This is a genomic window from Lysobacter sp. P5_C4, assembly GCF_054049695.1.
Window position 1 is genome coordinate 619,450 of the sequence record NZ_JBFULX010000001.1, and the last position, 19,871, is coordinate 639,320.

Here is a 19,871-nt window from a genome sequence, read left to right on the forward strand (position 1 = left end):
TCCGAGGGGGAGCCATGCCATGCCGCAGCGCGCCATCATGCAGAGCCTGTTGCTGGGAGCCGCCGTCCTGCTGGCGGGCTGCGCCACTTCGAACGAACCCGCCATGTCCGACGGCCTCGACACCCTGATGCACGCCTACGCCGGCAATGGCCCGGGTGCATCGGTGCTGGTGCTTCGCGACGGCCGGGCGATCGCACGCCGCAGCTACGGTTTCGCCGATCTCGAAGCGAAAACCCCGGTCACGCCGCAGACCAATTTCCGCCTCGCCTCGGTCAGCAAGCAGTTCAACGCCGCGTCGATCCTGCTGCTCGCGCAGGACGGCAAGCTGTCGATCGACGATCCGATCAAACGCTTCCTCCCCACGCTGCCGCCGGAAGACGATGCGATCACGATCCGCCACCTGCTCACGCACACCTCGGGCCTGATCGATTACGAAGACCTGATGGATCCGAAGGACACGGCGCAGATCCATGACATCGGCGTGTTGCAGTTGCTGGAAAAGGAACCGAAGCATTACTTCGCGCCCGGCACCGGCTATCGCTACAGCAACAGCGGCTACGCGCTGCTGTCGTTGATCGTCGAGCGCGCTTCGGGCCAGCATTACGCGGATTTCCTGCGCACGCGCATCTTCCAGCCGCTCGGGATGCACGACACCGTCGCCTACGAAAACGGCATCTCGACCGTCGCGCACCGCGCCTTCGGTTACACGCTGGAGAACGGGGCCTGGACGCGCACCGACCAGAGCACCACCAGCGCCGTCCTGGGCGACGGCGGCATCTACTCGTCCATCGACGACCTGGCACGCTGGGACGCCGCGCTCTACGACGATCGCCTGCTCCCGCAATCGGTGTGGAAGCTGGCGTTCACGCCCGCGACGAAGACCGACGATCCGACGGTCGAATACGGCTTCGGCTGGCGCATCACCGGCGAAACGCTCTGGCATTCCGGCGAAACGGTGGGCTTCCGCAACGTGATCGTGCGTTACCCGCAACGGCATCTCACCGTCGTGGTGCTGACCAATCGCAATGAGCCCGAGCCTTACGCGACGGCGAAGAAGATCGCCGCGCTGTATCTGGATTCAACGCACGGGGATGTCGAACGCCACGCGCGGTGAGGGCTCGGGGTCCAGCGTGAAGTGCCACCACTCCATCGGATAGGCGCGAAATCCGCCCGCGGCCATCGCATCGCGCAAACGATGTCGGTTCGCGCGTTGCGCGTGGGTGGCCTTCTTCGAATCGGTGTTCGCGAGCGTGTCGAAGAAGTCGAAATGCGTGCCCATGTCCAGCGGCGCGCACGCAACGCCGGTGTCGTCGCATTCGAGCAGGTCCAGGTCGACGGTCGCGCCGCGGCTGTGGCCCGAGGTCGGCGAGATGTAATCGCCGAGCAAGGCCGGCTTGTCGAACCCCGGGTAATACGCGGCCTTCGTGCGCCCGTCTTCCGGCGCGTGCGCCCAGTCGACGAAGCGCCGCACGGCGCGCACGGGGCGATAGCAATCGTAGAGGCGCAGGCGCATGTGGTCGTCGCGCAGCGTGCGTTCCACCCGGGCGAGCGCTTCGGCCGCCGGGCGCAGCAGGAAACATTTCGGCGCCTCGTAGCCTTCGACCGGGGCACCGGTGAAATTGTTCGCGCCCGCGTAGCGGATGTCGAGGTCGATGTCGGGCAGCAGGGTGCGGATGTCGACGAGGTCCGCCTCTTCCGGGGTGGTTGCCGGGGACAGGGGCGGCGCAGCGCTTTGTTGCGTTGCGCAAGCGGTGGCGAGCAGGGCGACGAGGGAGAGGAACGCGTGTTGGCCGGGTCGCATGCAGTTTTTCCGAAGCTTTTTGCCACGGTAGCAAAAGCCGGTTCGCCGCCCGGCGCCTTCCCCGAGCCGCCGGGCCGGGAGATCGCGCGAATCTCACCCCGCATTCACCGAAGTAGCTCATCCTTGGCAGGCCACGCTTCACAGGGGGAAGGCCATGAACATCAAGACACTCGAGAAGGTCCTGGACGAAATGCGCCAGGCCAACCACGCCGACGAACGCACGCTCCGCGACTGGGAAGCCCGCATCGCCGAAGCGATCACCGACGACCTGGTGGCACGTATCCAGGCCTCGTTCGGCGTGCCTGCGCTGGCGCCGGCCCCGGGCGGCCACGACTGGGAATGACGCCGGGCCCGGGCGCATGACGCGTCCGGGCGCGCCTGGCGGCGACGCCGCTTGAACCGGCGAGGGCGCATGCCAGTATTGGTGCGCATGCCCTCGCACCTGCCTTCCCTCGTCGCCGGCCTGTTGGCCATCGCATCCTTGCCCGCTGCCGCGCAGGAGGTGCTTCGCGCGGACGAGGCGCTCGACGGCGACCGGCCCGAAGCCTGGGCCATGCATTACCGGACTGCTTCGACGTTGATGACGTCCTTCGGGCCGTCGCCTGCGCTCGCCCCCGGCCATTGGCAAGCGGCGGTCGAACTTGGCGACGTGCCGCACATTCCTGCGCGCAAGAGCGCGATCGGGTTCAACGGACAGAAGAACGAAGACCTCAACAAGTCGCCGGTGTTCGGGCGCGTGCGGGGTTGGATCGGGCTGCCGGGCGGCTTCGTGGCCGAGCTGGCGTGGACGCCGCCGGTCGAGATCCAGGGCGCGAAAGCGCGCGACCTGTGGGCCGCCGCGATCGCGCGGCGCGTGGTGGATGCGCATGGCGTGGTCGTGTCGCTGCGGGCGTTCGGGCAACACGGTGCGGTGGTCGGCGACGTAACCTGCCCGTCCGAACTGGCCGGCGTGCAGGACTACACCCGCAATCCCTACGGCTGCGAAGCGCCCTCGAGCGATACGCTCCAACTGAATTACTACGGCCTGGAAACAACGGCTGCATTGCAGCAGGGCCCGTGGACGTGGCACCTGGGCGGCGGCGCGGTGCGCATGGAGAACGAAGTCCAGGTCGACGCGGTCACCTACGGATTGCGCGATTACTCGCGGCTGACGGCGACGGACGATGTCGGCTATGTCGCATTCGGCGTCGGCCGTACATTGCGCAAGGGCTGGGGCGCCGCGGTCGAAGTGTTGTACATGCCGCTGACGACCTTGCGCACGCCCGACGGTTCGGCCGACAGCGATCCGCTGCTCTCCTTCCGACTGCAGCTGCGTTACGCCTTCGACGTGCAGTGACGCCACCTTCGACGCGCGCCGGCGATACTGCGCGCATGCCGACCGCCCTGATCTGGTTCCGCGACGATCTCCGCCTCGATGATCAGCCCGCGCTACAGGCGGCGCTTGCGCAGGGGTACGCGCCGATTCCCGTGTACGTGCATGCGCCGGAAGAGGAAGGAGAATGGGGGCCGGGAGCGGCATCCGATGCGTGGCGACGTCGGTCGCTGATCGCGCTCGATATGTCGCTGCGGGCGCGCGGGTCGCGCTTGGTCTGCGTGCGCGGGCCGACGCAGGCCGCGATCGAACGCCTCGCGCACGACACGCAAGCCGAGGCGGTGTTCTGGACGCGGCGTTACGAACCGGCCATCGAACAACGCGACACCGCACTCAAACGCGCGCTGCGCCGATCGGGCCTGTCCGCCGAAAGCCACAATGGCGCGCTGCTGATGGAACCGTGGGACGTCGCGACGAAAGCCGGCGACCCGTACAAGGTGTTCACGCCATTCTGGAAGGCGGCGGCCGCGCGCCTGCGCACGCCGCGGACGTTCGACGCGCCTGCGCGCTTGCCGGCGGTGACGATCGAAGGCGCATCGCTCGATGCGTTGCTGCCGTCGCCCTCTCCTGCCTGGGATCGCGGCTTCTGGACACAGCGGACACCGGGTGAAGCCGGCGCGCGCGCAGCGTTGGACGCGTTCGTCGCGAAGGTCGCCGCCTATCCCGAAGCGCGCGATCTGCCCGCGATCGACGGCACCTCCTCACTATCGCCGCGCCTGCATTTCGGGGAAATCTCGATCCAGCGCGTCTACGCGACGATCGCCCGATGCGACGCACCGAAAGAGGCACGCATCGCCTACCTGCGGCAATTGTTCTGGCGCGAGTTCGCGCACCACCTGTTGCATCATTTTCCACGCACGACGAACCACAACCTCGATCCGCGCTTCGACGATTTCGCCTGGGCGCGCATCGACGACGTGCAACTGGATGCGTGGAAGTCCGGGCGCACCGGCATCCCCATCGTCGACGCCGGCATGCGCCAACTGTGGCAAACCGGCTGGATGCACAACCGCGTGCGCATGCTTGTCGCGAGCCTGCTGACCAAGCATTTGCGCACGCATTGGATCGAAGGCGCGCGCTGGTTCTGGGACACGCTGGTCGATGCCGACCTGGCGAACAACACGCTCGGCTGGCAATGGGTCGCCGGCACCGGCGCCGATGCGGCGCCCTACTTCCGCATTTTCAACCCCTTGTTGCAGGCGAAGCGTTTCGATCCCGACGGCGCGTACGTGCGCCGATGGGTGCCGGAATTGGGAACGCAGGATTACCCGACGCCGATCGTCGACCTGGCGAGCGCGCGCGAAGCGGCGCTCACCGCCTACAAGGCGCGCTAGGCCAGCGCCGACCGCCCGAACTTGCGCTCGACGTAGTCGTCGATCATCCCGACGAACTCCTGCGCGATGTTGTCACCGCGCAACGTCTTCGCCTTCTCGCCATCGATGAACACCGGCGCGGCGGGCGCCTCGCCCGTACCCGGCAACGAAATCCCGATGTTGGCGTGGCGCGATTCGCCGGGCCCGTTCACCACGCAGCCCATCACCGCCAGCGTGAGGTTCTCCGCGCCGGGATGCGTGACCTTCCACTCCGGCATCTTGTCCCGCACGTGGTTCTGCACGGTCTTCGCCAGTTCCTGGAAGAATTCGGAAGTCGTGCGGCCGCAACCCGGGCATGCGGTGACCATCGGCGTGAACGCGCGCAGGCCGAGGGTCTGCAGCAATTCCTGCGCGACGATGACTTCCTGCGTGCGCGACGCACCTGGTTCGGGTGTCAGCGAGATGCGGATCGTGTCGCCGATGCCTTCCTGCAACAACACCGCGAGCGCGGCGCTGCTGGCGACGATGCCCTTGCTGCCGATGCCCGCTTCGGTGAGGCCCAGGTGCAGCGCGAAGTCCCCGCGCGTGGCGAGTTCCCGATACACCGCGATGAGTTCCTGCACGCCGCTGACTTTCGCGCTGAGCACGATGCGGTCGGCGGGCAGGCCGAGTTCGACGGCGCGATGCGCAGAATCCAGCGCCGAGCGGATCAGGGCTTCGCGCAGCACGCGGCCGGCGTCCCACGGGTCGGCGCGCAAGTGGTTCTCGTCCATCAGTTGCGCGGCCAGCGCCTGGTCGAGCGAGCCCCAGTTCGCACCGATGCGCACGGGTTTGTCGTTGGCGATCGCGAATTCGATCAACTGCGCGAACTGCAGGTCCTTCTTCTTGCCGAAACCCACGTTGCCCGGATTGATGCGGTACTTCGCGAGTGCGCGCGCACAGGCCGGCTCACCGGCGAGCAACTGGTGCCCGTTGTAGTGGAAGTCCCCGATGATCGGCACCTGCACGCCCATCATCCCGAGCTTCTCGACGATGCGCGGGACGGCGGCGGCGGCTTCCGGCGTATTGACGGTGACGCGGACGAGTTCGGAACCCGCGCGCCAGAGTTCGGCGACCTGCCGGGTCGTCGAGGCGATATCCGCGGTGTCGGTGTTGGTCATCGATTGCACGACGACGGGCGCGGCGCCACCGACCGCGATGCCGCCCACGTACACCTGCCGCGTCGCGCGGCGCGGCATGGGGCCGAAGCGCGTGGCGTGGCACGGCAAATGGTCGTTGGCGGCGGGCGTGCGGGTATCGATCGACATGCCCGCATTCTACCGTGCGTGACCCACGGCCCTGCCTGCGCTACCGTGTCCCACCGCCTCCCGCCCCCGCATGTCCCGCGACGACGCCCGCCGGATTCTCTCGCCCAGCCAGCTCAACACGCTGGCCCGCGACCTGCTGGAGGGGTCGTTCCCGTCGGTCCTGGTCGAAGGCGAGCTGGGCAACCTCTCGCGGCCCGGGTCGGGGCACCTGTATTTCACGCTGAAGGACGCACGCGCCCAGGTGCGCTGCGCGTTGTTCAAGCCCAAGAGCCAGTGGCTGAACTTCGTCCCGCGCGAAGGGCTGCGCGTGCTCGCGCGCGGCCGCCTCACGCTTTACGAAGCGCGCGGCGACTACCAGCTGATCCTGGATTCGCTGGAGGAAGCCGGCGAAGGCGCGCTGCGCCGCGCGTTCGAAGAACTGAAACAAAAGCTCACGGCCGAGGGCCTGTTCGAAACGGAGCGCAAGCGGCCGCTGCCGGCCTTCGTGCGGCGCCTCGCGGTGGTGACCTCCCCCTCCGGCGCCGCGGTGCGCGACGTGCTGAGTGTGCTCGCCCGCAGATTCCCGTTGATGCACGTCGACGTGCTGCCCGTCCCCGTGCAGGGCGAGGCCGCGCCGGCGCAGATCGTTTCGATGCTGCAACGTGCGTATCGCTCGGCGCGCTACGACGCGATCCTGCTCGCGCGCGGCGGCGGTTCGCTCGAAGACCTGTGGGCCTTCAACGACGAGCGCCTCGTGCGCGCGATCGCGCAATCCCCCGTCCCGGTCGTTTCCGCGATCGGCCACGAAACCGACTTCAGCCTCAGCGATTTCGTCGCCGACCTGCGCGCGCCCACGCCGTCCGTCGCCGCCGAGTTGCTGGCGCCGAGCCGCCACGATCTCGCGCTGCGCCTGCAGGGCCTGCAACGCCGCGCGACGCGTTTGATGTCGCATCGCCTGCATCGCGATGCGCAGCGCGCCGATCGTGCTGCCTTGCGCCTGCATGCGCTGCGGCCGCGCGCGCGCCTGGATCTGTTGTGTCGTCGCCAGGCCGAAGCACAGCGTCGTCTCGAACATGCGTTCGGCAAGCAACTGGAACGCCTGCGCGCACGCATGCGACACGCCGACGCAGTGCTGCGCACGATGGCGCCCAGGCGGCGCATCGCCCTGCTCCATCAACGCCTGGAGGCGCTGCGCCCGCGCCCGCAGGCCGCAATGATCCGCCGCCTGCGCCACGACCAGGTGCACCTGCGGGGCCTGGCACGTTCGCTGGAAGCGGTGAGCCCACTCGCCACCGTGGCGCGCGGTTACGCGATCCTCCAGCGCGACGACGGCCACGTCATCCGCAGCGTGCACGATGTGCAGGCCGGCCAGCGCGTGCGGGCAAGACTGGGCGACGGCACGCTGCCGTTGCGGGTGATCGAACCGGAAGAGTGAAGGCACGAAGGAGACCGCCATGGCGAAGCTAGGTTTGTCGAAGCCCGCACTTGCCAAGCACTACCCCTGCTATCTCGCCAATGCGCCGATTCCGGGCACGTCGGAACTCGACGTGCTCGACAAGTTCACCGGCAAGCGCGCCACGCGCGTGGGATTCGCCGATGCCGCGCTGGTGCGCAAGGCGATCGTGGCAGCGCACAAGGCGCGCGGGGCGATGGCCGCCTTCGCCCCGGACCAGCGCCGCGACGTACTCGAACACTGCGTGCGGCGATTCTCCGAGCGCCAGGAAGAACTCGCGCTCGCGCTGTGCATCGAAGCCGGCAAGCCGATCAAGGATGCGCGCAGCGAAGTGACGCGCCTGGTCGATACCTTCCGCATCGCGGCCGGCGAAGCCACGCGCATCGACGGCGAAGTGCTCGAACTGCAGATCTCGCCGCGCACGCGCGGTTATCGCGGCATGGTCAAGCGCGTACCGATCGGCGCCTGCGCGTTCATCACGCCGTTCAACTTCCCGCTCAATCTCGTCGCACACAAGGTGGCGCCTGCGCTGGCGGCGGGTTGCCCGTTCGTGTTGAAACCCGCCGCGAAGACCCCGGTCGGCGCGCTGATCATCGGCGAGGTGCTGGCCGAAACCGACCTGCCACGCGGCGCGTTCTCCATCCTGCCCTGTTCCAACGAAGACGCGTCGCTGCTGGTGGAGGACGAACGTCTGGCGCTGCTGAGTTTCACCGGCGGCCTCGTCGGCTGGGACCTCAAGGCGCGCGCGGGCCGCAAGAAGGTGACGCTCGAATTGGGTGGCAACGCGGCCTGCATCGTCGACGAAGACCCCGGGCAAGCGCTGGACGCCGTCGTCGAACGCATGGTCTTCGGCGCGTACTACCAATCCGGCCAGAGCTGCATCAGCGTGCAGCGCATCTTCGTGCACCGCGCGCAGTACGCGAAGTTCAAGAAGAAGATGGCCGATGCCGTCGCCAAACTGCGCATGGGCGATCCGAAGGACGAACGCGTCTTCATCGGCCCGATGGTCGACGAAGCCGCGGCCAAGCGCGTCGATGCTTGGATGGATGCGGCGATCGCAGGCGGCGCGAAGGCGCTCGTGCGTGGGAAGCGGAAAGGCAATCTCGTTCCCGCGGCGTTGCTGGAAAAAGTGCCGCACGACAGCGACCTGTATCGGCAGGAAGCGTTCGGACCGGTGGCGTTGATCGAGGCCTTCGACGATTTCGACCAGGCGATCGCCCTGGTCAACGAGAGCGACTTCGGCTTGCAGGCCGGTGTCTTCACCGGCTCGATCGCGCATGCGATGCGTGCCTGGGACGGCATCGAAGCCGGCGGGGTGATCGTGGGGGATGTGCCGAGCTTCCGGGTGGACAACATGCCGTATGGCGGCGTGAAGCACTCCGGGCTGGGGCGGGAAGGCGTGCGGAGTGCGATCCTGGATATGACGGAGGAGCGGTTGTTGGTGGTGCGGGATGTTTGACGAAGTCGCTTCCAGCTAGCCACAGCTACCTTCAGCGGGTTCCGCAACGTGAATCTTGTTCCCATCCAACCGCGAACGCATCCGTTTCTTCATGCATCAGTCCCTGAAGGCATGAAACGTTCCGAGCTCGATTGGGTGCTCCAGACTCAGGCTTGAGCACCTTTCGCGAAGACCGTCATCCGCGCCGGACCAACGCTCCAATGTGGGAATCACCTCTCTTTCCGTCATTTCCAACAGGTCGAAATCCATCGCAGACAACGCTGCCTCGACGTTCGCGACGAACTCCGTTTCCGAGCGCGCAAGTCCGACGACATAGACATACGCCCCGCATGCTCCTTCCAGCACGAGGTTACCCGGCATCGGAATGATCTCTGCGATGCCGGACCAGTACCCGTATTCAGCGGTCGTATCCATGGTGGACTCGGCTGGCTTCCCCTGATTGAGTGGTGCCGTGGTAGTGAGCGTTTCCGACTTTCGGACACGTGTGATTCACCGCGATTGTTGGTGGTGCGGGATGTTTGAGCCTAATCATGCGTCCGCGCTGTCCAGGATCGCGTCGAGATAAAGCTCGCACTCTTCCGTGCCGATGGCCGATTTTACCAAGTCCAAAATTCCATCCGAGCGTTCAACACGCGGCAACTCTTGGAAATAGTCTGCGTACCAGCATACGACGCGGCTTCCAACTCGACCGAGCTCCAGGAACATCGCGTACGCGTCCGTGTCTTCGAACCGTGTGCCATCCAGCATCGCCAATCTGGACTTGACCAGAACATCGTCCACCGCGTCACCTCGCCACGCGGGAATCCAAAGCCCCGCGATCGGGATGGAGAGCCGACCTGCGACTTCCGCCTCGAACGAGGCTTCGACCAACGGGCGCAATGACAATGACTTGGTGGAACGTTCGATTCCATTCCGACGCGACAGAACGCAAAACTCGGTCATGGCAGCGGCCCTCCCCTGTCCTTCATATTGGTTCGTTCGCGTAGATCGCCCGCTCGCAATTTGGCGTCGGCCGTGTCGATATCGGGGCCGGTCGTGTCGCGCGAATGGCGTTCACGGCTGCCGTTATGTTGCACGGGGACGTGGGTATGTGAAACGCCTGTCTGGTTGCCGTGTTGGTGCTTGTTGTGGATCTGCATCCAATCCCCTCCGGCATTGTTCGAATCAACCAGGTCGTAGTTACGGTTGGTCGCCATCGCGTTCCCTGAAGGGGTCACAACGAAGTCGGGCTTGGTCGGCGCTGCTCGTGCGACGCTCCCCGCAGCCTGTCGGCCAGCTTTGCCGCCGAGTAGGCCGCCAACGATTTCCGCGCCTGCCGTAAGTTTTTGTGCGCCGGTCGCCGACGAGTCGGCCAGCACCCGAGCATTGCCGATTGTCGACGTCGCCGTGTCGTGCGCCGAGTACGCCCGATACGCGGCATAGGCAACAGGTATCAGAAACGCGAAGCGGCCATCGGGGTCGTAGTTCGTGTACGGGCTTGCTGCCCCATACCAATACCGATTGAAGTTTCCGCCCTTCCAACCATCCGCGACCACCGGATCGACACTCAAGAACCGCCCGATCTCCGCGTCGTAATAGCGCTGCTGCATGTACAGCATCCCGGTCGCGGCATCGCTGACGTGGCCCGTATATGCGGGCCCATCGGAGACGGGCCGATTGAGCAGCAACTCGTAGGGTTCGTACTCGCTGCGCTCCACGACCGCGCGATTGCCGTCGGTCACCGCGACCGGGCTGCCGAGTGCGTCGGTGTGCTGGAAACGAACGATCGACGCGCCGGTCGCGGGCGTCGTTTCGCGCGTCGCGATCAACCGCCCCGCGAGGTGGACGTGGCGCGCGTGGATTCCGCGGCGCGTGTCCTCCTGGTAACGCAGCACGCCGTCGCGGTCGTAGAAGGAGAGGATATTGCCGGCTGTCGGGCTCCATGCCAGCACGCGGCGGCCGTGGCCGTCGTAGCGGTAGTGTTCCTGCCCCGTCGCTTCGCGCAGGCGGTTGCCGAAATCGAATCGGTAGGCCTGGCCGTTGCGGTTTTCGAGGTTGCCTTGCGCGTCGTAGCCCAGGCCCACCACGCTCTGGCCGGTGCAACCGCCGACCATGACATTCGTCAGGCGCCATTTCGCGTCGTAGCAGTAGTGGTGGTCGCGGGCGTGTGCGCCGCCGATGGAAACGTGCGTGAGGTTGTCGAGGGCGTCGTAGGTGTAGTGCGCGCTGCCAAACATCGGCGACTGCGTCGCCACGAGGCGGTCCAGGCCGTCGTATTCCATCGTGCGATCGCCGCGGGCGCCCGGCCTGGCATCGCTGATCGCGGCGAGGTTGCCGGCCGCATCGAAGTCGTAGCTCTCGTCGAGCACGACCGTGCCGCCGTGGAAGTCGCGCGCACGTTCCGGCAGCTTGCGCGCGCCCTGCGCCACGGAGTGCGCGATTCCGTTGCCGTAAGCGAAGCTCCTGAGCGCGCCGTTGGTGTGGAAACGAACGTCCGTCGCGTAGGTGTGCGCGCCGATGGCCTGCCGCGGTTGCCCCAGCGCATTGGGCTGGTAGGTGATGGTCTCCTTCGGATAGACGTGCGCCGCGATGTTCCCGAGCGCGTCGTACTGCGTCGCAAAGGTCCACGCGTACCAGCCCGGTTGGGAGAGTGTTTCGGCAGCCGGCAGGCGGCGCGCGTTGTAGGCATAGGTGTTGACGGCGAGCGTCGTGCCGTTGCGCGTCTCGATGCGCGCGGGCTGGCCATCCGGCGTGTACGCCCAGGCCTGGTCGCCCGATCCGTCGGGAAACGCGAGTGCGGTGAGGCGATTGCGTCTGTCCCACGTTCGATGGACGGCACGGGCATCGAACGCCGTCGCATCCACCGCGCACGATGCCGTGTCCGACCACGGCAGGCCCGTCGCTTCGCGCACCAGGTTGCCGGCGGCGTCGTACTGCATCGACGTCGTGCCGGTCTCCAACTCCACGCGCTTGCACAGCCGTTGCTGCGCGTCGTAGACGTAATAGCGACCGTTCCATGCGTTATGCGTGCCGCCGCTGCGCGACATCGTGGTCGGCTTGCCGAAGATGTCGCGCGCGAAGTCGGTGCGCGCGCCTTCGGGATGCAGCAGCACCGTCGGCAAGTCATGCGACGGCGTATCCCAGGCCAGGTAACCGGTTCGCGTGGCGTGCCCGCGCGGATCGGTCGTCAGCGTGATGAAGCCTGCCAGGTAAGCATGGCGCGTGGCGAGGACCCCGAGCTCGCTGTCCTGCTCCACCCGCGTCGCGCGGCCGAGTGCGTCGTAGGTGGTGCGCGACCCCAACGTGATGTCGTCGACGCCGTGCAAGGCATGCACCGGATACGACACGAAGGTCTCGCGCCCCAGCGCATCGAAGCGCCGAACGGTCCGGCGCGCCGTGTTGCCGATATCGGTCGTGTCGTGGAGATCGACGAGCACCGGCCGCCAGAGCGCATCGAAATAGGTGATCTCGCGGCGATCGCCGGTCTGCACCGTGCGGCGCCAATGCCCCGCGGGGAGGCCCATCTGTGCGTGCGTCGATGGGACGAAGGAGGCTACCGTCGGCCGCCACGTGCTCGCATCGCACACGCCGGGCTGTGCTTCGGACGGAAACGTCGTCCCCGCCCAACGCCCCGTCGCATCCCAGGATTGGCAGGTCTTGGCACCTGTTTCGTCGATGACCCAGGCGATCGTGCCATCGGCATTGACGCCGGAACGCACCTGCGTGCCATCCGGATACTCGACGCGCCGCGGCGTCCCGCGGTACCAGTCGAGATAGCGCACCGTCGAATCGAACGTGGCGCTGTCGCGCGCGTCGGAAACGCTTGCGAGCGTGCCGTCGGCGTGGTGCGCCAGCGTCTGCTGCAGCGCGCCGAACGCGTAGTGACGCACGGGAAGCGCGGTCGTCGCGTCGTAGTCGGTGCGCTCGGTTTCGATCCAGGCATTCGTCGCCGGATCGAAGGTCTTCGACGACGCCACCTGCCCCAGCACCCAGGCATCGAGGTCGTCGGCGTACGTCGTCGTTTCATGGCGCGGCGTTTGCGCCGCCGAACCGAATGCGAATGCGCCCGCAAGCAGCGCAACGCGCGCCCTTCCCTGTGCCGTCATCGTCCGAAACCTTGCGTGCGCGCGGCCGCGCGAAGGCCTTACCTTCGCGAGTCAGCGCGCAGGGCGACTAGCAGACGATTCCCGGATGGATCAGGCGGAACGCGCCGCGGGCCGTGCGAACAAATACCCCTGCCCGCTTTCGCACCCCAAACCGATCAGCGCATCGCGTTGCGCTTCGGTCTCGATCCCTTCGGCGATCGTGTCGATGTTGAGCGTGCCCGCCAGCGCGAGGATCGCGCGAATCACCGCAAGGCTTTCCGGCTGGGCGGTCGACAGACCGTTGATGAAGCTGCGATCGATCTTCAGGCACTCGATCGGGAAGTGGTGCAGATACGACAGCGCCGAGAAGCCGGTGCCGAAGTCGTCGAGCAAGGCAAGCACGCCGTGGCGGCGCAGGTCGCTCAGCGTGCGCAACGCGCGCGGCGCATCGTCGAACAGCGCCACTTCGGTGATCTCGATGCGCAGGCGCGCCGGATCGACGTTCGATCCTTCGAGCAGCCCGAGCAGGCGTTCGGCGAAGTCCGCCGAACGGAAGTGGCGCGGCGAAACGTTTACGGACACGTAGCCATCGTTATTCCACGTGGCCATGTCCTGGATCACGCGCGCGTAGAGCAGCCAGTCGACCTGTTCGATCAGGCCACTGTCCTCGCCCACGCCGATGAACTCGGCGGGCGAGAGGACGCCGCGCTTCTCGTGGCGCCAACGCAACAGCGCTTCGTGGCCGAGCACGGTGCCGTCGGCGATGCGCACGATCGGCTGGTAATGCGGTTCGAAGGCGTCGGCGTTGATCGCGCGGCGCAGGTCGGCTTCCAGGTCCAGGATGCGCGTGGCTTCGTCGCGCATCGCTTCGTCGAACACCGCGCTGCGGTCGCGGCCGGCGCCCTTGGCGCGGTACATCGCCGCGTCCGCGTCGCGCAGCATGTCTTCGCCGCTGCGATAGCGCGGGATCCAATGTGCGATGCCGATCGAGGCGGTCGGGAACAATTCGCGGCCCGCGATCCACACCGGCGCGCCGAGCGCGCCGAGCACGCGGCCGGCGAGTTCCTCGGCCATGCCCGGCCCGTCGATCTGTTCGACGAGGATCGCGAATTCGTCGCCGCCCAGGCGCGCGACGGTATCGCCCGCGCGCACTGCCGCGACGATGCGGCGCCCGGCTTCGATCAGCAATTCGTCGCCGACCGCGTGGCCGACCGAATCGTTGACCAGCTTGAAACGGTCCAGGTCGAGGAACAGCACCGCGAACGTACGCCCCTCGTCGGTCCCGCTGCGTGCGCGCTGGATCGCGTGGCCCAGGCGTTCGAGCAACTGCGCGCGATTGGGCAGGCCGGTCAGCGTGTCGTGCTGCGCCTGGTGCGTGAGGCGGCGCTCGGCGTGCATGCGCTCGCCGATCTGCGCCATCAGCTCGGCGTTCGCCGCGGCCAGTTCGCGCGTGCGTTCTTCCACCCGGCCTTCGAGTTCGGCGTGCGCGGCCTTGAGGTTTTCCTGCGCTTGCTTGCGTTGCAAACCGGCGCCGATGTGGTGCGCGACGAAGGTCAGCAGCTCCTGGTCGCGCGGCGTGAACGCCACCGCGGGCGAGTAACTCTGCACCGCGATCACGCCGACCACCGATTCATCGCGGAACAGCGGCACGCCGAGCCAGTTGTGCGACAGCGTACCCATCGTCTTGACCTTGCCTTCGCGATCCAGCGCTTCGATGGCGTTGCGGTCGGCGAGCACGGCGCGGCCGGTGCGGATGACGTATTCGGTCATGCCCATGCCGAACTTGCGGCGCGGGCGGTTGGGGTCGCGTTCGTCGATGGAGTACGGGAATTCGAGTTCGTCGCCTTCGCCCGCCAGCAGCGCGATGTAGAAGTTGCGCGCGTACAGCAGTTCGCCGACGACATCGTGCACTTCGGCGTAGAAGCGCTCCAGGGTTTCGGAGGTGATCGACAACTCGGCGATGCGGAACAGCGCGCGTTGCAAGCGTTCGGCGCGCTGGCGCTCGACGATCTCCGCCTGCAACACGCGGTTGGCTTCCTGCAGCGCGTGCGTGCGTTCTTCGACGCGGCGTTCGAGCTCGCTGCGTGCCTGCCGGCGGTCGAGCGCGGTGAGGATGTGCTGCGCGACGTAACTGAGCAGCGCGCGGTCTTCGTCGCTGTAGCTGGCGCGGTGTTCGTAGGACTGCACGACGATCGCGCCGCACACGGTGCCTTCGCGGCGCATCGGAACGCCAAGCCAGTCTTCCGAATCGGGGCCATGCACGGGATCGGGCGGAATCAGCAACTTCGCGCGCAAGGCGGCGGATGGACCCAGCATGGGTTCGCCATGGCGAAGCAGCGCCATCGTCAGGCTCGTCGGCACTTCCGCGACCGGGATCTCGTGCGAGGGGTCGGCGATGTAGGGGTCGTGGCGGTCGGCGAAGTAGAGGAAGCGCAGCGACTGCCGCACTTCGTCGTACAACACGATGAAGCAGTTCTCGGCATACATCAGCGAGCCCACGACCGCGTGGATGCGGCGGAGCATCTCGTGCATCTCGAGGCTCGACCCGGCCAGGTCGGCGATTTCGTACAGGGCCTGCTGGAGGCGCTCGCTCTTTTCGAGCGTCGCGATGCGATTGCGCGCTTGCCAGGCTTCCAGCGAAGCGGCGACGGTGCGACGGGCCATCGCCTGCCAGACATCGCGCAAGGGCGTGACGACACCCGAAACGCTTTGCGCGGCGAGCACGATCTCGGTGCCCACCTCGGTGGTCCAGTGATCGAGGAGTTCGGCGTCGCGTGCACGGCCCTTGGTGCCGAGCGTGGAGAGGGCGCGCGCGATCAAGGCCGCCGGTGCCGCGTCGTCCGCCGAGTAGGCGTCGCCGCCGGCGTCACGCCAGCACACCACGATGCGGGCGTCCGTCGGCAACACCTCGCGGACCGCGCGCACGAGTGCCGGCCCTGCGGACGATGCCGCGACCCCTGTCGCTCCAGCCAACTCCGGGCTGCGCACGTTACTTCGTCCCCCCAGACATGGGGTCGAGGATACATGCTTCGTGCCATCGGCAACGGCCGGTCCGGGCGAGGGTGTTGCGAGGCTCCATGAACCCGATGAACGGAAATCCGCGCCCGCCCCGGAACCCCGCGCGGCCACCCGGGCCGTTGGAAAGTCACGTGACCGCCGCCCTTGCCCTCGACGGCCGCTTCCCCGCCCTCGCGCCAGCCCGTACGCTGCGCGCCATGGAAGACGGGGTACAGGCCAGCGACGAGAAGCTGATGCTCGATTGGGTATCGGGCGACGGCGCTGCGTTCGAGCAACTGTACGGCCGCCACCGGACCCGCCTGTATCGCTATTTCCTCCGCCACTTGCGGGACCCGGCCCTGGCGGACGAATTTTTCCAGGACGTCTGGCAGAAGGTGATCGCCGCGCGCGCCGGGTGGAAGCCGGACGCGCCCTTCGGGACCTGGCTGTATCGCATCGCACACAACCGCCTGGGCGATCATTGGCGGGCCATGAAATACCGCCCAGCGGCGCCCGAGGATGGCGACGAGCGCGCGGCCCGCATTCCGGACCCCGACACGCCGGAGCGGCAGCTGTCGGAATTCGAACAACGCCGGCGCTTGCAGCTCGCACTCGATGCGCTGCCGCCGGAACAACGCGAGGTGGTGTTGCTGCGCCTGGAACAGGAACTGTCGTTGGAGGAGATCGGCACGATCACGGGTGTCGGGCGCGAAACGGTGAAATCGCGGTTGCGTTACGCGATGGACAAGTTGCGCACGGGCCTTGCCGGCGAAAAGCCGGGTACGGATCGGGAAGCGGAAGCGTCATGAACACTCGCGACGACAACTTGCGCGACCAGGGCGGATTGACCGCTGAAGAGCGCGCGCTCGCGCAGCGCCTGGCGAAGGTCGGGCCGCAGGGCGAGCCGTCGCCTTCGCTGGATGCGCGCATCCTCGCGATGGCGCATGCGGCCGCGTCGGAAACCGTCCATGCGGGGCCTGCGCAGGTCACGCCGATCCGCAAGCGCAGGCCGCAGGCGTGGGTCACGACGCTCGGCTTCGCCGCATCGCTCGCCATCGCCTGCGGTATCGCCTGGAACCTGCGCGAGATGCCCGGTACGCCGGCGGCCGCCCCCGTGGTGCAGGCGCCCGCGGAAGACGCGGTCGAATATCGCCCGCCCCCGCCGCCGTCGATGTCCGCGCGCGTCGTGCCACGCCGGCCGATGAACGTGCCGGCGCCGCCGCCGGAGGAATCGGTGGCGACGCAACCGCGATCGCCCCCGCGCGCACCGGCGCGCGCGAAAGTCGAACCCGAACCGCAGGCCTTCGGGTACAAGCCGGCGATCGTGCTCGACGAGGCGGTGCATCCCGCGCCGGCCGCGCCGACACCGAGGGAAGTCACGACCTTCGAAAGCACGACGGTTCCGAACGCCGAACACATCGCGCGCGAGGCGGACGCGCGCGGCAGCGCCGCGCCGGCCGCGGCCGCAGCCGCGCCCGCCCAACACCAGGCCGACGCTGCCCTCGAACGCCGCCGCCAGGCCACGGCCGCCGACGTCGCCGCGAAAGCCGCCCGCGCCGAAGAACCCGCGTCCGCCGAAGCCGACGAAGAAGTCGTGCCTCCCGCCACGGCGAACGACCCGGCCGTGCGCGATGCCTGGCTGCTGCGCATCCGCGAACTCGTGCACGCCGGCCAACTCGACCAGGCGCGCGAAAGCCTGCATGCCTTCCGCGCGCGCTACCCGGGCCAGCCGTTGCCCGAGGACCTGCGCGCGCTCGGCGAATGACCGACACGCTCGCCGCACCCGCCTCGCACGCCATCGAGGTCAGGCACAGCCGCTTCCTCGCGCAGGCCGCGCCGGTGCAAACACCCGCGCAAGCGCTCGCCTTCCTCGATGACATCGCGCGCACGCCCGCGACGCACCACTGCTGGGCCTGGCGCATCGGCGGCGACTACCGCTCCAGCGACGACGGCGAACCCGCGGGTACGGCGGGCCGGCCCATCCTCGCGGCCATCGACGGCCAGGGTTTCGATCGCGTCATGGTGGTGGTCACGCGCTGGTACGGCGGAGTGAAGCTCGGTCCCGGCGGGCTGGTGCGCGCCTATGGTGGTGCCGCGGCCGAATGCCTTCGAATCGCACCGCGCGAAGCCCTGGTGGACTGGCGCGAACTCGACATCCTTGCCGGCTTCGACGACACCGGACCGGTGCATGCCGCGCTTGCGGCGCATGGGGCGCAGCGACTCGCGGAAAGCTTCGATGCCGATGGCTTGCGCCTGCGCGTCCGCCTTCCCGCCGATCGCGTGGACGCCCTGGCCGCCCAATTGCGCGACGCCACGCGCAATCGCGCGCGCATCGGGGACAATGGCTGATGGCCGACGCATCCGCACAGATCGAGAAAACCGCACAGGCCAAGGGCAAGGTCGTCAGCCTGCGCGGGCTGTGGCCCTTCGTGCATCGCCAGCGCGGGTTGTTCGCCGCGTGGTTGCTGGCGCTGTGCGCGTCCTCCGCCGCGACGCTCGCGCTGCCCGTCGCGGTGCGCGGCATGATCGACGACGGCTTCCACAGCGCAAGCAACATCGACGCGACCTTCGCGCTGCTGTTCGGCGTGACGGCTGCACTCGCGCTGGCCACCGCGGCGCGTTTCTATTTCGTCTCGTTGCTGGGAGAACGCGTCGTCGCCGATCTCCGGCAGCGCCTGTACAGCCACTTGCTCGGGCTGGATCCGGCCTTCTTCGAATCCACGCGCAGCGGCGAACTCGTCTCGCGCCTGTCGGCCGACACCGAACTGCTGCGCAGCCTCGTGGGCTCCAGCATCTCCGTCGCACTGCGCAGCCTGATCATGGTGCTCGGCAGCATCGCGATGATGTTCGTCACCAGCCCGCGGCTTGCGACGTACACGATGGTCGGCATCCCGCTGTTCGTCGCGCCCATCGTGATCGGCAGCCGGCGCCTGCAGAAGATGTCGCGCCAGAGCCAGGATCGCGTGGCCGATGCCAATGCGCTCGCCAGCGAGGTGCTCGGCAACGTGCGCACGGTGCAATCGCACGCGCGCGAACCCTATGAACGCGGTCGGTTCGTCGACGCGGTGGCGCGCGCCGTCGCCACCGCGCGCCGCCGCATCGGCATGCAGGCGATCGTCACCGCGATCGCGATCACCGCCTTCTTCGGCGCGATCATCATCGTGTTGTGGTCCGGCGCGCACGACGTCGTGGCCGGGCGCATGAGCGCGGGCACGCTGGGGCAGTTCGTGTTGTACGCGATGCTCGGCGGCGGTTCGGTCGGCGCACTCGCCGAAGTGTGGAACGACGTGCAGCGCGCGGCCGGCGGCATGGGCCGCATCAACGACCTGTTGATGGAACGCGCCTTGCTGGTCGCGCCTGCGGATCCGACGCCGTTGCCCCTGCCCTTGCGCGGCGACATCCGCCTGGACGACGTCGTCTTCCACTATCCCTCGCGCGCCGATGCCCCGGCACTGGAAGGCGTCTCGCTGCACGTTCGCCCCGGCGAAACGGTGGCGCTGGTCGGGCCGTCGGGCGCCGGCAAGAGCACGGTGTTCGCGTTGCTGCTGCGCTTCCACGATCCGCAACGCGGCAGCATCGCCATCGACGACATCGACCTGCGCAGGCTCGATCCCGCGCGCCTGCGCGAATCGATCGCGCTCGTGCCGCAGGCGCCGACGATCTTCGCCACGACCGCGGGCGACAACATCCGCTATGGCCGCCTGGAGGCCACCGATGCGGACGTCGAACAGGCCGCGCGCTCGGCCGAAGCGCACGACTTCATCGCCGCCCTGCCCCAGGGCTACGCAAGCGAACTCGGCGAACGCGGCGCGCGCCTGTCCGGCGGACAGCAGCAGCGCATCGCCATCGCGCGCGCCTTGCTGAAGGACGCGCCGGTCTTGTTGCTCGACGAAGCGACCTCCGCGCTCGACGCGCAGAGCGAACGCGCCGTGCAACATGCGCTTGAAAACCTCATGCAGGGCCGCACCACGCTGGTGATCGCGCACCGCCTGGCCACCGTGCTGAAGGCCGACCGCATCGTCGTGATGGACCGCGGCCGCATCGTGGCCGAAGGCACGCACGCGCAACTCCTCGCGCAGGGCGGGCTCTACGCCGATCTCGCCCGCCTGCAATTCCTGGATTGACC

Annotated in this window: 16 protein-coding genes; 10 read left to right on the top strand and 6 right to left on the bottom strand. The window is 67.8% G+C overall.

The annotated features are described in order from the left end of the window. Nucleotides 1–34: 34 nt before the first annotated feature. A complete protein-coding gene (locus tag ACXJJ8_RS02910) occupies nt 35–1,114 on the top strand; it encodes a serine hydrolase domain-containing protein (RefSeq protein ID WP_499027190.1) in 1,080 nt (359 codons plus the stop codon). Here the strand turns inward: ACXJJ8_RS02910 and ACXJJ8_RS02915 are convergent. Continuing rightward, complete coding sequence (locus ACXJJ8_RS02915) at nt 1,079–1,801, bottom strand: M15 family metallopeptidase (RefSeq protein ID WP_499026811.1); 723 nt, start codon at nt 1,799–1,801, stop codon at nt 1,079–1,081. The two genes, ACXJJ8_RS02910 and ACXJJ8_RS02915, sit on opposite strands and share 36 nt — an antisense overlap. A 154-nt stretch (nt 1,802–1,955) precedes the next feature. On the opposite strand from ACXJJ8_RS02915, the gene ACXJJ8_RS02920 reads away from it, so the two are divergent. From ACXJJ8_RS02920 to ACXJJ8_RS02930, 3 genes are all read left to right on the top strand, one after another. Continuing rightward, the gene (locus ACXJJ8_RS02920) at nt 1,956–2,144 is read left to right on the top strand and encodes a hypothetical protein (protein WP_499026813.1); all 189 of its coding nucleotides are present in this window, start codon (nt 1,956–1,958) and stop codon (nt 2,142–2,144) included. 69 nt (nt 2,145–2,213) lie between these two features. Next, nucleotides 2,214–3,137 carry a hypothetical protein gene (locus ACXJJ8_RS02925; RefSeq protein WP_499026815.1) on the top strand — a complete coding sequence of 308 codons (924 nt, stop codon included), beginning with the start codon at nt 2,214–2,216 and terminating at the stop codon, nt 3,135–3,137. A gap of 35 nt (nt 3,138–3,172) precedes the next feature. Beyond that, nucleotides 3,173–4,507, top strand: a complete 1,335-nt coding sequence (locus ACXJJ8_RS02930) for a cryptochrome/photolyase family protein (RefSeq protein WP_499026816.1) — start codon at nt 3,173–3,175, stop codon at nt 4,505–4,507. Here ACXJJ8_RS02930 and ispG read toward each other — a convergent pair. Continuing rightward, the gene (ispG, locus tag ACXJJ8_RS02935; RefSeq protein WP_499027191.1) at nt 4,504–5,724 is read right to left on the bottom strand and encodes a flavodoxin-dependent (E)-4-hydroxy-3-methylbut-2-enyl-diphosphate synthase; all 1,221 of its coding nucleotides are present in this window, start codon (nt 5,722–5,724) and stop codon (nt 4,504–4,506) included. The genes ACXJJ8_RS02930 and ispG overlap by 4 nt on opposite strands. A 139-nt stretch (nt 5,725–5,863) precedes the next feature. On the opposite strand from ispG, the gene xseA reads away from it, so the two are divergent. Both xseA and ACXJJ8_RS02945 read left to right on the top strand, forming a co-directional pair. Continuing rightward, nucleotides 5,864–7,207 carry an exodeoxyribonuclease VII large subunit gene (xseA, locus tag ACXJJ8_RS02940; RefSeq protein ID WP_499026818.1) on the top strand — a complete coding sequence of 448 codons (1,344 nt, stop codon included), beginning with the start codon at nt 5,864–5,866 and terminating at the stop codon, nt 7,205–7,207. A gap of 19 nt (nt 7,208–7,226) precedes the next feature. Continuing rightward, the gene (locus ACXJJ8_RS02945; protein ID WP_499026820.1) at nt 7,227–8,684 is read left to right on the top strand and encodes an aldehyde dehydrogenase family protein; all 1,458 of its coding nucleotides are present in this window, start codon (nt 7,227–7,229) and stop codon (nt 8,682–8,684) included. Between the two features lie 96 nt (nt 8,685–8,780). Here ACXJJ8_RS02945 and ACXJJ8_RS02950 read toward each other — a convergent pair whose 3' ends face one another. The 4 genes from ACXJJ8_RS02950 to ACXJJ8_RS02965 form a co-directional block, all read right to left on the bottom strand. Further along, nucleotides 8,781–9,098 carry a hypothetical protein gene (locus ACXJJ8_RS02950; protein WP_499026821.1) on the bottom strand — a complete coding sequence of 106 codons (318 nt, stop codon included), beginning with the start codon at nt 9,096–9,098 and terminating at the stop codon, nt 8,781–8,783. A 114-nt stretch (nt 9,099–9,212) separates the two neighbouring features. Beyond that, nucleotides 9,213–9,626, bottom strand: coding sequence for a hypothetical protein (locus ACXJJ8_RS02955; RefSeq protein WP_499026823.1), 414 nt, complete (start codon nt 9,624–9,626; stop codon nt 9,213–9,215). After that, nucleotides 9,623–12,769, bottom strand: a complete 3,147-nt coding sequence (locus ACXJJ8_RS02960; protein WP_499026825.1) for an RHS repeat domain-containing protein — start codon at nt 12,767–12,769, stop codon at nt 9,623–9,625. Before ACXJJ8_RS02960 ends, ACXJJ8_RS02955 begins: the two co-directional genes overlap by 4 nt. Nucleotides 12,770–12,859: 90 nt before the next feature. After that, nucleotides 12,860–15,673 (bottom strand): EAL domain-containing protein, encoded by a 2,814-nt coding sequence (locus ACXJJ8_RS02965; protein WP_499026826.1) that lies wholly within the window; start codon nt 15,671–15,673, stop codon nt 12,860–12,862. Nucleotides 15,674–15,963: 290 nt separating this feature from the next. On the opposite strand from ACXJJ8_RS02965, the gene ACXJJ8_RS02970 reads away from it, so the two are divergent. From ACXJJ8_RS02970 to ACXJJ8_RS02985, 4 genes are read left to right on the top strand one after another with little or no spacing between them, the layout of a single operon-like run. After that, nucleotides 15,964–16,554, top strand: a complete 591-nt coding sequence (locus ACXJJ8_RS02970) for an RNA polymerase sigma factor (RefSeq protein ID WP_499027192.1) — start codon at nt 15,964–15,966, stop codon at nt 16,552–16,554. Then, nucleotides 16,551–17,510, top strand: a complete 960-nt coding sequence (locus ACXJJ8_RS02975) for a hypothetical protein (protein WP_499026828.1) — start codon at nt 16,551–16,553, stop codon at nt 17,508–17,510. The genes ACXJJ8_RS02970 and ACXJJ8_RS02975 overlap by 4 nt, the downstream gene beginning before the upstream one ends. Further along, nucleotides 17,507–18,094 (top strand): IMPACT family protein, encoded by a 588-nt coding sequence (locus ACXJJ8_RS02980; RefSeq protein WP_499026829.1) that lies wholly within the window; start codon nt 17,507–17,509, stop codon nt 18,092–18,094. Before ACXJJ8_RS02975 ends, ACXJJ8_RS02980 begins: the two co-directional genes overlap by 4 nt. Continuing rightward, nucleotides 18,094–19,869 carry an ABC transporter transmembrane domain-containing protein gene (locus ACXJJ8_RS02985; protein WP_499026830.1) on the top strand — a complete coding sequence of 592 codons (1,776 nt, stop codon included), beginning with the start codon at nt 18,094–18,096 and terminating at the stop codon, nt 19,867–19,869. The genes ACXJJ8_RS02980 and ACXJJ8_RS02985 overlap by 1 nt, the downstream gene beginning before the upstream one ends. The last annotated feature ends 2 nt before the right edge of the window (nt 19,870–19,871 follow it).